Source organism: Paenibacillus sp. FSL H8-0457 (genome assembly GCF_038051935.1).
GTDB lineage: Bacteria > Bacillota > Bacilli > Paenibacillales > Paenibacillaceae > Paenibacillus_AQ > Paenibacillus_AQ lautus_A.
In genome coordinates this window covers 6,650,247-6,663,677 of the sequence record NZ_CP150293.1, presented here as the reverse complement: position 1 = coordinate 6,663,677, position 13,431 = coordinate 6,650,247, and the positions used below count along the sequence as shown (strand labels likewise).

11 protein-coding genes are annotated in these 13,431 nt (G+C 53.4%); 4 read left to right on the top strand and 7 right to left on the bottom strand.

What is annotated here, in order from left to right:
* The first annotated feature begins 171 nt into the window (after positions 1-171).
* Positions 172-735, top strand: a complete 564-nt coding sequence (locus MHI43_RS30115; protein ID WP_341283199.1) for a molybdenum cofactor guanylyltransferase — start codon at positions 172-174, stop codon at positions 733-735.
* A 123-nt stretch (positions 736-858) separates the two neighbouring features.
* Here MHI43_RS30115 and moaA read toward each other — a convergent pair whose 3' ends face one another.
* The gene (moaA, locus tag MHI43_RS30110; RefSeq protein WP_036662065.1) at positions 859-1,863 is read right to left on the bottom strand and encodes a GTP 3',8-cyclase MoaA; all 1,005 of its coding nucleotides are present in this window, start codon (positions 1,861-1,863) and stop codon (positions 859-861) included.
* Between the two features lie 343 nt (positions 1,864-2,206).
* Between moaA and MHI43_RS30105 the strand changes: the two genes are divergently transcribed.
* Entirely contained in the window at positions 2,207-2,884 is a 678-nt protein-coding gene (locus MHI43_RS30105; protein ID WP_036662067.1) for a molecular chaperone TorD family protein, read from the top strand.
* A gap of 87 nt (positions 2,885-2,971) precedes the next feature.
* Here the strand turns inward: MHI43_RS30105 and MHI43_RS30100 are convergent, their stop codons facing one another.
* The 5 genes from MHI43_RS30100 to MHI43_RS30080 all read right to left on the bottom strand — a co-directional run bounded on the left by MHI43_RS30100 (position 2,972) and on the right by MHI43_RS30080 (position 8,682).
* A complete protein-coding gene (locus MHI43_RS30100) occupies positions 2,972-6,199 on the bottom strand; it encodes an efflux RND transporter permease subunit (RefSeq protein ID WP_036662068.1) in 3,228 nt (1,075 codons plus the stop codon).
* A gap of 27 nt (positions 6,200-6,226) precedes the next feature.
* On the bottom strand, positions 6,227-7,180 hold the full coding sequence (locus MHI43_RS30095; protein WP_015737766.1) for a TetR/AcrR family transcriptional regulator: 954 nt from the start codon (positions 7,178-7,180) through the stop codon (positions 6,227-6,229).
* A 152-nt stretch (positions 7,181-7,332) separates the two neighbouring features.
* Positions 7,333-7,647 (bottom strand): multidrug efflux SMR transporter, encoded by a 315-nt coding sequence (locus MHI43_RS30090; RefSeq protein WP_009594524.1) that lies wholly within the window; start codon positions 7,645-7,647, stop codon positions 7,333-7,335.
* Entirely contained in the window at positions 7,647-7,988 is a 342-nt protein-coding gene (locus tag MHI43_RS30085) for a multidrug efflux SMR transporter (RefSeq protein ID WP_036662071.1), read from the bottom strand. The genes MHI43_RS30090 and MHI43_RS30085 overlap by 1 nt, the downstream gene beginning before the upstream one ends.
* 97 nt (positions 7,989-8,085) lie before the next feature.
* A complete protein-coding gene (locus MHI43_RS30080) occupies positions 8,086-8,682 on the bottom strand; it encodes a TetR/AcrR family transcriptional regulator (protein WP_036662072.1) in 597 nt (198 codons plus the stop codon).
* A gap of 201 nt (positions 8,683-8,883) precedes the next feature.
* Between MHI43_RS30080 and cls the strand changes: the two genes are divergently transcribed.
* Positions 8,884-10,386: a cardiolipin synthase gene (gene cls, locus MHI43_RS30075; protein WP_036662074.1), complete on the top strand. Its 1,503-nt coding sequence runs from the start codon at positions 8,884-8,886 to the stop codon at positions 10,384-10,386.
* A 67-nt stretch (positions 10,387-10,453) separates the two neighbouring features.
* On the opposite strand, the gene MHI43_RS30070 is transcribed toward cls, so the two are convergent.
* Positions 10,454-11,893, bottom strand: a complete 1,440-nt coding sequence (locus MHI43_RS30070) for a phospholipase D family protein (protein ID WP_051425329.1) — start codon at positions 11,891-11,893, stop codon at positions 10,454-10,456.
* 411 nt (positions 11,894-12,304) lie between these two features.
* Between MHI43_RS30070 and fni the strand changes: the two genes are divergently transcribed.
* Entirely contained in the window at positions 12,305-13,417 is a 1,113-nt protein-coding gene (fni, locus tag MHI43_RS30065; RefSeq protein ID WP_036662076.1) for a type 2 isopentenyl-diphosphate Delta-isomerase, read from the top strand.
* Positions 13,418-13,431: the final 14 nt, after the last annotated feature.

Sequence of the window (13,431 nt, the reverse complement as noted above, 5' to 3'; positions counted from 1 at the left end):
CCATCTTTTAAATGATTTTCCATTATTCTGGATATTAACCTATAAACTGAATCCGATTTTTTATAACTTGAAGAAAGGCTGGTGGAGCATATGAGCGTTCACTCCCAAGATGTTCGTCTGCCATCGGGTCAAGTGACGGGAATCGCCCTTGCTGGAGGAGCCTCCCGGAGAATGGGGAGAAACAAGGCGCTGCTGCCCATGGAGGGGATGAGTTTGATTGAACGGACGGTCCGCGCGCTGGACAAAGTCAGCGGAAGGGTGATCCTGTCTACCAATGACCCGGAATCTTATCAATTCCTCGGCTTGGAATGCGTCCCCGACCTCTATGTCGGACAAGGTCCGATGGCGGGCCTTCACGCCGCCCTGAAGTCTTCCCGGAGCACATGGAATCTGGTCGCAGCTTGCGATATGCCTTATATCCACGAGCGGTTTCTCCAGGGGCTGCTGGATCTGGCGAACAAGCAGGACACGGCTGAGGCCGTAATCCCGGTCGTGGAAGGAAGGATGCACCCGCTGCTGGCAGCGTATCGCAGAGAGACCGCGGAAAGCCTTGAGCGCAGGCTGATCCGGGGGCAGCTCCGCATGGTGGAGTGGGTGCAGGAGCTGAATGCCGTCTTTGCGAATGAGGAGGAATTAGCGGAGGTCAGCGGCCTTGATCCGCGCCGAATCTTATTTAACATGAACACGCCCGGGGATTACGAGGCCGCAGGCGGTCTGCTGAATACGGAAGAATGATCGTCCCCTGCACGCATCCTATAAAAATAGCCCCGCCATTCGAATGCTTGGCGGGGCTTTCTAGTATATAAAGGCGGTTTGCTTTGGTTATGCTGATTCTGCTCTCATGCGCTGAGCAGAAGCTCATCCGCCGATCTGCGACATGCGCCGGGCCGTAGGAGTATGGCTTTGGGCCTTTTTCTCCAGCGCGAGCGCCATTTCATGATTCAGCGGCTTGGCGCCGAGCGCTTTGCGGAACAGGTTCGCCACCGCCGAAGGGTCATCGATGACGCGGCGCACGTTAAATTCGTCCGACCAATATAGGCAAGCCTTGATATGGCCGTCGGCCGTCAGCCTGAGCCGGTTGCAGGAATCGCAGAAATGATCGCTGACCGGATGGATCAAACCGAACGTTCCCGTTGCTCCAACCACCTTCATATTGCGTGAAGGACCGTTGCCGGAAGGGCCCTGCTCTTCTTGAATGGCCCAGCCGGCCTCTTGGCACACTTCGGATACCCGGCTCAGCGGCAGGTACGAATCCCGCCAGGTATCGGATGCTTGGCCGATCGGCATGTATTCAATAAAGCGGACATGAAGGGGACGATCAAGCGTCAGGGCGATAAAGTCGCGAATCTCGTCCTCATTGAAGCCCTTCATTAACACCATGTTCAGCTTGATCGGATTCAGGCCGGCTTCATAAGCGGCTTCAATGCCTTCCAGCACTTTATGCACCTGGCCGCCGCGCGTGATGCGAGCGTAACGCTCTTCCTGAAGCGAATCCAGGCTGATGTTGATGCGGGTGAGTCCCGCTTCCTTCAGCAGGCGGGCCTTGGATGGGAGCATGATCCCGTTGGTGGTGAGGGATATATCTTGAATTCCTTCAATGGAAGCAATCTGATGGACCAAGGTTTCCAGATCCTTGCGCACAAGCGGCTCGCCGCCGGTAAGGCGTACTTTGGAGACGCCCATGGGGGCCAGAACGCGCATGATCGAGGCGATCTCTTCATAGCTCATAATCTGATCGTGAGGTTGGAATTCCATCCCTTCTTCCGGCATACAATATACACAACGAAGATTGCACCGATCCGTCACCGAGATTCGAATATAATCATGGACACGACCGAAGGAATCTTTAAGCGGTTCGATCATGGAAATCCCCCTTTTACTAGCGTGCATGGTCACATTGTAGCCATTCCCCGAACAGGAGTCAATGCATTGTAAGGGTCATGTCAGCCGGACAAGCTGCGCGGATAAGTTCAAGGATTTGTGAGAAGTATCACAGAAAACGCTTTCTAAATCAGGTATATTGAACCTGTGGACCAAAGCTTTCTCCCCTTGAAAGCGAGTAGTGACATTCTAGATTTCCGAAAGTTTCCTGATTTTTCCGAAATTTTCGGAAATCATTTCAAACTGCTTTCATTAGACGTTCATCTAAGATATACTGTCAAGGATATCACATCCAACAAGAAAGGTTACCAATAGGAGGTTCGATATGGCGATATCACCTGTTCAAACTTTGGAGGTGCCTGACGTCTGTCACAGGTGGCTTGAAAACCGGGGGACGGTCTACGAGCTGCTGATTGATTTTTTGGGAAATTGGCCCAGCTTGTCTATGATTGCGGAATGGAGCCGCGGGAGCGGAATTAGCAAGGCGGCGGAGTGTTCGAAGGCCGGTACGGAACTGATGAAATATTTATGCGGACGCTCGCCTGAGGAATTGGTTCGGATTTGCGAATATGAGGGGGCGGAATACCGTCGTCTGCTTCAGCTGTCCAAACCTCGCCAGGCGGTGGAATCCCATTATACGAAGGATGGATGCGCTCAGGATTTGGCTGAGTGTTATGCATCCGCCGGTGTTGCCTTTAATAAACTGCATGGCGAAGCGGACGATCATATAGCCATTGAACTGGAATTTATGACACTGCTTCATGACCGTATGCTGAACAATACGTATTGTGAAGATAGCATGTTGCAATTAATGGAGGTACAAGAGAAATTTTTGGAGGAGCATCTGATGTCATGGGTGCCATCCCTATGCAAGGACCTGAAGGGGTCCACGCAAAGTCCGCTATACCAGTCGTTATTCAGCCTGCTGGAGGAATTCCTCGCACAGGATCTGAACATGCTGAAGACCTGGAAGCATTCCAAGGAAGTCATGCTGGTGCATTAGCGCCAGCATCATAATCATCGTCACCAGACAGAACAACGCCCCGGTCTCCTAATGCAGGAGGCCGGGGCGTTTGGTATTTTAATCTAATTAATCTTCGATTCTCTTCTTGCTGAACTTCATCAGGAATTCGTACACGATAGGTACAACCACGAGCGTCAGCAGCGTCGAACTGATCAGGCCGCCGATAACCGTGATGCCGAGTCCTTTCGAGATGATGCCTGCGCTGCTCTCCCAGCCGAATACGAGAGGAAGGAGCGCGCCGATGGTTGCCAGTGCCGTCATCAGAATCGGACGAAGGCGGGTAGCGCCGGCTTCGAGCAGGGCTTCGCGCGTGCTCATTCCTTCGCGTTCCATATGGATCACGCGGTCGATCAACACGATCGCGTTTGTCACAACGATACCAATCAGCATGAGCACGCCCATCAGTGCAGACACGTTCAGTGTTTCGCCCGTGACGAGCAGGCCTATGATAGCGCCGATGACAATGAACGGCAGCGAGAACAGGATGGCGAATGGAGCGAGTCCCCCGCCAAACGTAACCACGAGTACAAAGTATACGATAGCGATGGCCGCCAGCATCGCAAGCCCGAGCTGTCCGAAGGTTTCGTTAATTTGCTCGGTGACGCCTCCGAATTGGACGGACACGCCGTCTGGAAGCTCAAGCTTGTTCACTTCGGTCTCCAGGTTGGTCGAAGCCGAGCCTACATCGCTGGACAGGATGTCGGCTGTGACACTCACAACCATTTTACCGTCGATGCGCGTAATGGAATCCGGAGTGGTTCCTTTTTCCACCTTGGCCACATCCTTGATCGGTACTTCAATGCCAAGCGGAGAGGTCACGGTTTCGTTCTCGATTTCCTTAATGCTCTTATAGGTTTTGCTGTCCGCTTCAATATAAACATTGTAGGTTTTGTCTTCGATCTTGACTTCGGTCAAGACCGGACGTTCCCGTACCGGGGCCAGCTTCATGGCCAGCTGTCCGGCCGTCAGGCCCAGTGAGCTGAGCTTCTCTTGATCGGCTACCAGCGTGTACTGCTCAAACGCTTCGGACAAGCTGGTTTTCGCATTTTCAAACGTCGCGGTATCCTTGTTCGCAAGCTCTGCGATTTGATCGGCCACCGGCTTGATCTGCTCCAGCGAGTCGCCGAAGACGTTCACCGTCAGCTGGCTGCCGCCAAAGCCGCCGGCTGCCATGTCCATATTGGACCAAGTGCCGTCCGGCACTTCCTTGGCAAGATCTTCGATGAGCGTCTTTTTGACGTCTTCGAAGTTTTTCGTGTCCGGATCATACATAACGTAGAACAATCCTGAATTGGCGGAGCCCATGCCCAGCGGATTGCTTCCGCCGATGGAGTATTGCATCGATTGCACGCCTGGTTGATCCAGGATCAGCTTCTCGGCTTTTAAGGCTCGATCCTCAACATCCTCCAGCATTACGCCAGGCTCAGGTGAATAGGTGACCATCGCGTATTTGTCTTCCTGTTCCGGAATAAAGCTTACGCCCAGGTACTTGGTCAAGAACAAGCTTCCAACGAGCAGCACGATGGCTGCCAGGAAGGTAATCGCTTTGTGATTCAAGGTCCATTTCAAGATGGAGCGATAGCCGCGGGCCATGGCACCCGGCTTCTCTTCATGATCATGTGTGTTCTTCAAGCCTTTGCGGAACAGGCTGTGCGCCATGGCAGGTACGAGCGTAATCGCCACGACCAGGGAAGCAAGCAGGGCAAAGACCATCGTCAATGCAAACGGCATGAACAGCTCTCCTACCATGCCGCTGACCAATGTAAGCGGCAGGAATACCGCGATGGTCACGATGGTGGAGGACATGATCGGCACAAACATTTCGCGCGTAGCGGCGCTGATGAGCTCTCGGCCCTTCAATTTCTCGGTCGAGAGGGACATGCGCCGGTAAATATTCTCGATAACCACGATGGAGTCATCGACAACCCGGCCGATGGCAACGGTCATGGCACCGAGCGACATCATGTTCAAGGTGATATCCATTTGCTTCAGGCACAGAACCGCAATCAGCAAGGACAGCGGGATCGAAATGATCGAAATAATCGTCGAACGGATGTTGCGCAGGAAGACCATAATGATCAGAACGGCGAACAACGCACCGAATAATGCCTTGGAAAGCATCGTATGGACAGAGTCCTCAATCGGCTTTCCTTGGTCCAGCATGATCGTCAGATCCATGCCAGGATACAGGCCTCTCAATTCTTCGGCCTTGTCTTTGACCTGGTTCACGACGTCAACCGTGTTGGCATCGTTTGCTTTTACGATTTGGATACCGATCGATTCCTTCCCGTTGGTGCGGGAGATGGATTCCGAGGAGCCGATCACTTCAATTTTGGCAATCTCGCTCAGTTTGACGGTTGGAATGCCGGCTGGCATACCAGGAGCACTATTTTGTCCACCAGCGCCAGCACCAGCACCAGCACCGGCTTCAGCGCCAGGCACGGCTTGCTGACCGGCCCCAGCAGCATCGCCAGGCGGCTGTTGCTGCTGGCCTGCACCAGCATTCGGAGCACCGGCGCCGGCAGACGCATCCGCCCCGCCGCCACCCGGAATGACCGGAATGGCGATATTCTTCAGATCGTCGATGCCGATGATGCCGCCATCAACGGCAACGGCTTTTTGGGACTTTTCCATTTCGAACATGCCGAGCGGAGCGTACAGCGCCGAACCTTGCACGATACCTTTGACGGTATCCTCGGTCAGGCCAAGCTCGCTCATTTTGTCCTGGTTAAACTTAAGCTGTACCTCATTCACGAATTGGCCGGCTACTTGGATGGAAGCAACCCCGTCCAAATCCTCCAGCTCGGGAACGATGTCATTCTCCGTGATGCGGGTCAATTCATCCAATTCCATGTTGTCCTTGTTAGCAATGCTTAACGAGACAACCGGCATGGAGCTCATGCTGAATTTGGATATGGTAGGTTTCTGGGCGTCGTCAGGCAGCTTTACCTCGTTGATGGCTTCGCGAACAGCCGCCGTAGCGTTGTCCAGATCACTACCATAATCAAACTCAACCATGACATTCGCTGCATTCTCCATGGAAGTGGAGGTTACGGTTTTGACGCCGTCGATATTGCGGAGTCTCGTCTCGAGCGGTTTGGTTACATCCTCCACAACGCCTTCGGGAGATGCACCAGGATAGATGGCGGTGACACTCAAGAACGGAACGTTAATATCCGGAATGGTTTCTTGCTTCATCGTCAGTCCGCCGTACAATCCACCGAAGCTGACGATGATGGTCAGCAGCCAGATCGCAAACTTGTTGCGCAGCGAGAAATTGATAATTCCTTTCATTAGGCGATTCTCTCTCCTCTCCAAACTCTATGTCTCTAATTTGAACGAATTCCCCTGCATCATGCCGCCGGGCGTAAGATAGCTTTCAAGCACAGTCGAAATGGTGCCCTTGAGCTCCGTATACAATGCTTCGATTTCCTCGATCCCCTCCAAGTTAGCAAGCATTCCTTTCAGAACGGCCCGGCTGGGCTGGAGACCAAGCAGCTCTTTCTCCATAATATTGAGGGATTCCATCGCATCTTCCCGCTCTTCCGGCTCGGCCTGAACCTTCTTCAGCTCGCTTTTCATTGCCTTAATGACGATCAGCGGATGGCGCTGTTTGGGAACGTCGGTCTGGCATAATTGGCCCAATTGGCCAACCGCCTCCATCGGGATCAGCGGCTCCGGCCGTCTGCGAAGAATGCTGGCTACGATATCATCGAGCAGCTGGATCTGGTGATCTGCCGTGATTCCCACGTTCAAATGGAATTCCGGCATGAACAGAAAACGGATATACGAGCCCAGCATGCTGGCCATAAACATGCCGATCTCAATCGTATACGGCTCAACGTCCGGTCCATAAATGGTTTTCAGCTTATTGTTAAACCACTGCAATGCAGCAAGCATCTCCAGTCGCATGTTTTCCTTGTCAAAAGGCGGTTTTCCCGGCATCTGATCATGGATTTGCTTCAGGAGAAATTCCCGGATCTCTAGAAAATGGATCAGAAGCACTTCCGTCTGTTTACGCAGCTGTTCCTTAGGCGCTAGCAGCGGATCGTGATCGACCCGGAGAATCTCGTCTTTGATCCGGCCTGCGATATGCTCGTAAATGCTCTTTTCCAATTCCTCTTTGGACTTGAAATGAAGATAGAGGCTGCCTTTCGACATCCCGCATACTTCGGCGATTTCCTGCATGGAGGTAACCGAAGAGCCCTTCGCGGAAAACAGCTGCATCGCAGTGATGAGAATTTGCTGTCGTTTTTCTGCCGTTTTATCAGCCAATCAATAGCTCACCTCGCTTAAGAACTTGTCGGTTCTTGGATTGACCATAAGGTCAAGAACTATTATATACAAAAAAGAACGACCGTTTCAACTTTACTACGGTCGTCCTTTTCGTTAGGTTCTGAAAACTTGCGATTTTTCTTGAAAAAATATTAGCTGATCAATTTCAGGCCCACGGCCGAGCACAGGATCATGGCGATAAACAGCACTCTCCGCCATTCCTTGGGTTCCCCGAACAGAAACATGCCGGTCAAGGCCCCGCCGGCCGTACCGATCCCCGTCCAGATCGCATAAGCGGTCCCCATGGGCAGCTCGGTCATGGCGTAGGAGAGGAGGGAGAAGCTGGCGGCGAAAGATAAGGCCAAAATCAGTACATAACGCCAGCCTTTGCGATCCGACACGCCTTTGATGCCGATGACGCCGCCGATTTCGAATAATCCGGCAAATATAAGCGCAATCCAAGCCATTATTTACTCACCTCCGGTTCGGCGTGATCAGCCGTAACAAGCTTAAGGCCGATGACGCCGGCAAGCAGCACGCAGATCAGAAGCACCTTGACCAGTTTAAACGGCTCTCCGAAGAACAGCATTTCGGACGCGACCGTTCCGGCGGTGCCGATCCCCGTAAAGACGGCATATACGGTTCCGACCGGCAGCCTTTTGGCCGCCTCGATAATAAGATAGAAGCTCGCTGCGATGGCGGCCAAGGTCCCAAGCCATTCCCAGATGTTGGAGGAATGCTTCAACCCCATCACCCATATGATTTCAACCAATCCAGCCAGCAGCACGTAACCCCAGGTGCGATTCATTATGTTTGTCACTCCTTTTATGAAAAGAACGGTAACCTTACATTACAAATTCTTTCGACTACAACTTCCTGCTTAGGATGCGTCATTCCATCAGGATTTAACTCTTGTGGTTATATCTTTGCTTCGTTACCCCTAACCAATACACAGGCCAAGCAGCTGTAAGGCGTCTTGAGGCCCGTTCTTCCCCGCCGTACACGGTTTCCAGATGGATCCCGTCCACCAAGGTCATAAAGGCTATCGCCGCATTGCGCGGATGACGGATGATGCGGCCCTGCTCCGGGCAGCCCGCGGCAAGCAGCTTCGACAGGTTCTGCTCCTGTTGATCCAGCAGCGGATACACCATCGCCATCACTTCGTCATACAGCGTGCTAGGCGGGAAGAAGGCCATCCGCATGAAGAACTGGACCTCGTCATCCATTTGATAAGCTTGGAGACGATTCTCAAGAAATCCGTGCAGCTGCTGCTCCAGCGGCCAATCGGAATGGTCAAGGAAATAGGCTACCATCATTTCCTCCTGACGATGGAATACGTCCTGGAGCACTTGCAGAAACAAATCCTTCTTACTCGAAAAATGGGCGTATATCGACGGTTTCTTGATACCGCAATCGTCGGCGATATGTTTTAGCGATGCCCCTTCGTAACCGTTTTTGGCAAAGTGGGCAAGAGCGGACTGTTTAATGTCGGCGGCACTCATTGAATTCCTCCTAACTAACGATCGTTAGTTATATTTCTATCAAATGGCGTCAGCATTGTCAATCTCTTTTTTCTGGGACATCGGGCCCTTGCCGACCCAAGGAGAACAGTCTTTAGTTCCTGGGGGAGATCATGTAGAATATGTGTGACCAGCATCGTGCATACAGAGACAGAAACGATGAAGAACAAGGGGTAAATGGATATGAGAAAGGGAATAGAGGCTGTACTGATCACCGCGCTATTGTTCGCGTTTTATTATTTTGGCATGCATTATTTCGGGAAGACGACAGGGACGGTTATCGGGATATTCTCTACGCTGACCGTCGTATCCATCGGATTCATGATTTTTATGGAGAATCGCCATCCTTCCAGCACCATGGCCTGGATCCTGCTGCTGGCGCTTGTCCCCATCGTCGGGCTCGTTTTTTATTTTTTGTTTGGACAGAACTATTTCAAACGGAGAAAATACGATAAAAAGGCGAGGAAGGACGGCCTGGTCTACACCAGCGAGGTCCTGCGCAAGAACACCCCCGACGTCTCCTGCTTCAAGCCGGAAGTGCAGCAGCTGCTTCAGCTGTCCACCCGGCTTGCGCGCACGCCGATTTCGTTCTCAAGCGACACGAAGGTGCTGACCGATGGGGAAGAGACCTTTGCGGCATTGATTGCGGAGCTGGAGCAAGCGGCGCACCATATTCATATGGAATATTACATTTACCGCCCGGATGCGATCGGAACGCAGATCCAGGAAATTTTGATACGGAAGGCGAGGCAAGGGATTGCCGTGCGATTTATGGTGGACGCCGTCGGCAGCCTGCAGCTGCCGCCTTCCTTCCTGCAGGAGATGCGGGATGCGGGCGTGCAGGTGGCTGTGTTCGGCAGTCCCAAGACGATCTTCTTCACGAGCCGCGTGAATTACCGCAATCATCGCAAAATCGTCGTGATCGACGGCAGCGTCGGGTTCGTTGGCGGCTTGAATGTGGGAGATGAGTATTTAAGCCGCAGCAAAGCATTCGGTTTCTGGCGCGACACCCATATGCTAGTCCGGGGAGAAGCGGTCCGAACTCTCCAGGTTGTATTTTTGCAGGATTGGCAGTATATGACGGGGGAGCAGCCGAACGAGCCGATCTATTATTCCCCGGATTTGCTGGAGAACCGCAGCGGCGCCGTACAGATTATCGCAAGCGGTCCGGATAATGAACGGAGAGCCCTCAAGAACATTTTTTTCTCCATGATTGTGTCGGCTCGTAAGTCGGTGTGGCTTGCTACGCCTTATTTTATACCGGATGAGGACATTCTTACCGCGCTCAGGGTTGCCGCCTTATCGGGTCTTGACGTGCGCATTCTGTTTCCGTCAAAGCCGGACAAGTGGCTGCCCTTCCTCGCGTCCCATTCCTATTTCCCGGCCCTGCTGGATGTTGGGGTAAGGGTCTATGAATACGAAAAAGGGTTCATGCACTCCAAGCTGCTGATCGTCGACGGCGAGGTGGCTACCATCGGAACGGCCAATATGGACATGCGGAGCTTCCATCTTAATTTTGAAGTCAATGCATTGCTCGTACACACGGACAGCGTAAGCAAGCTGGTATCCGATTTCGAGCATGACCTGGAATCCGCCATCGTGTACGACCGCCATCATACCCGCAAAAAGAGAATCATGACACGGCTGCTTGAATCCGCTGCCCGGCTGATGTCCCCCCTGTTGTAAACGCAGCGGAAGAAGCCGGGACCGGCCGTATCCCTAAGCCTGTTCGTTTCTTCTATTTGTAAAAATTTTAAAAGGTAGTGAAACCCAAGCTTTTTTGCAATTTAAACAGGATGTCCTTCATCCATGTGGTCTTTCCCAAGTAAGCGTCGACGTCCAGACTGAACTGGGCATCTTCGTTGAACCATATCCGATGAAAGTAACGGTCCAAATCCCGGGTGAGCGGATGATTCTGAGGGGCAGCGATCCACAGATTGTTCTCCAAATTCAGATCGTCCAGATTCCGCTGGGTGAAATTGGTTGACCCGCCGGTAATAATCGATTTGCCTGTCGGTTTGGCAATGTACATGAGCTTGGTATGGTACTGTTCGGTGCCGGTGTTGTACCAGCGAATGGATATTTTTCCTTGGGATTTCTGGATGAGCTCGGCTGCAGCCGGACGGTTGGGGATGCCGATTTTGTCCCGGCCGAAGGCGTTCTGGTTCGGATCCAGAATGAGACGGATATCAACGCCTCGGTCCGAGGCATGCAGAAGCCGTTCCATGACTTTACTGTCGGCCAGGTAGAACATCCCCATCCAAAGCGTGTCCCCGGGCTGCGACTGCTCAATGCCCTCCAACACATATTTATAGATTTTTCCTTCCGTCAAATAACGAACATCGACGCCGTTGGGTTGACCTGAAGGCTGCACCGCCGGCTTGGAGCCGGGCTTGTGTTCCGGCAGCTTGATCGGGCTTGTAAGGTTAACGGCGGCTTGCTCCGCCGCAAGCATATCGCCGATGATATCCCCGCTCGTTTCGAAGGCGATGTTCGAGTGGAAGGCGCTGGCGTCATGCATGTTGGCCGAAGTCACCAGCGCGGTGTTCTCGCTGATCACGACTTTGCGGTGATTGGCTTTCACATTCAGCAGCTTCAAATAGGAGCGAACGGTGATATCGGGTGCTTCGGTTGCCATCAGATTGGGGAGCGTGCCTTTGCCGGACTGGCCGAACCACTGAATGAACGTGCGCCATACGGCGGAATAAGCGGGCGTGGAGTCCCGCAGCCGGTCGACATCGGTTACAATCACATGAATGCCTGCTGCCTTCATAGACTCGAGCTCCGGCGGCGTATAGGAGCCGTACCCGGTATTCACTTCGTCGGTGATAAAGAATATATCCATATCGGGATGGTTCTTCTTATGGGTAACCAGGCGACGGGCAAGCTCTTCGCTGACTTTCGGGAATGTTTGGTCCTTATGGGCATATCCGTTGAACAGAAACATATCGATCACCAGGAATTTTCGCGATTCGTCGATAATTTGGCCGATGCGCGGTCCGATTTCTTGATCGTGGACAGGCTGGCCGTCCGGTCCGGGATAGGTCAGGTCGATCCACATCCTCACGTCGCTCTGGTAGACTGGACTTTCATAGGAGATTCCATTCGGAAGAGGTTTATGAGTCTGATAGATCATTACGCCGATAAGCCATAGCATGAGAAGGACAAGACCCATGAATATTGTTTTTCGCATTCGTGAGCTCTTGGCATGAGGGTTTTCTGGCAGGGGCTGCGTGCCTGGACCCGGTGCAAGTGGTTCAGCTGAATTGCGGTTAAGGAACAAATGGCGGAAGTCCAAGATCACCCATCCTCCTATCTTTTCTCGTAGGTCGTATAAGGTTAATTAACATGAAAGTGCTGCCCTGACGCACTCCAGTTATTGCAATTCGGCAAGCACCGCGTTTGGGGATGATCCCGGGAAGCCGGGGCAGAATGCTATTTGGGAAGGTTGCTGGGTTTCGAACATACGTGAGATCGTGAGAACATCGGTATTAAAATTGTCAAAGGATGTACATATCATGCAGCTGGGACAACCTGCGACGTCAATGATATGCTTTAGATACGGCTTTATTAAGGATGAGTGAATCGGATAAGGAGGCACGGAATGAACTCAGAACATGAACAGACTGCGGGCAAACCTGCAACCGTTTCAGGCGGAGGATCAGGAAGATTTGGGGGCAGACTGATGCCGGAAGTGCCCACCGGCGAGCGGAAGATCGAGCATGTTCGATTATGTCTGGACGAAGAAGTGGGCTCCGTGGGGGTAACCACCGGCTTTGAACGTTACCGTTTTCGTCACGCCGCACTGCCGGAGATCGACTTTGGAGAGATTAAGCTGGACACGACGTTTCTTGATTTTTCCGTACGCACGCCATTTTTGATCAGCTCCATGACCGGCGGAAGCAAGGCCACCGGAGAGATCAATATGCGTCTTGCGGAAGCGGCGGAACGGCGCGGCTGGGCGCTTGGTGTCGGCTCCGTGCGGGCTGCGGTGGAGAAGGAGGAGCTTGCATCGACATTCCGCGTGCGCGAGAGCGCGCCGAGCGTGCCGGTGATCGCCAACCTAGGAGCGGTGCAGCTGAACTATGGCTTTGGCCTTGACGATTGTCAGCGGGCGGTGGATATCGCGGGTGCGGATATGCTGGTTCTCCATCTAAACGGGCTGCAAGAGGTGTTTCAGCCGGAAGGGAACACCCGGTTCGGCCGTCTGCTGGGGCGTATCGAGGATTTGTGCCGCACGCTTTCGATACCGGTCGGGATTAAAGAAGTGGGCTGGGGAATCGACGGCGAAACGGCGCGGACTTTGCTGGACGTCGGGGCGGCGTTCATCGACGTGGCCGGTGCGGGCGGCACCTCGTGGAGCCAGGTCGAGAAATTCCGCAGCCCGGATCCGGTTCGCCGCGCCGCGGCCGAGGCTTTTGCCGGGTGGGGCAATCCTACCGCGGACTGCATCGCGGAGGTGCGCGAAGCCGCGCCGGACTGTGCGCTGATCGGAAGCGGCGGGCTGCAAAGCGGCGTCGATGCGGCCAAAGCGCTTGCTCTGGGCGCCGATCTGGCAGGCTTTGGCCGCGGACTCCTGGGCTCGGCGGTCGATTCGGTTGAAGCGCTCGATCAGCGGCTTGCTCAGGTGGAGTTGGAGCTGCGGACGGCCATGTTCGGCATCGGCGCGGGGAATATCGAAGCCCTGAAGTCCACCAGGCGGCTGATTCGTGCCTAAACAGGGGAGAATAC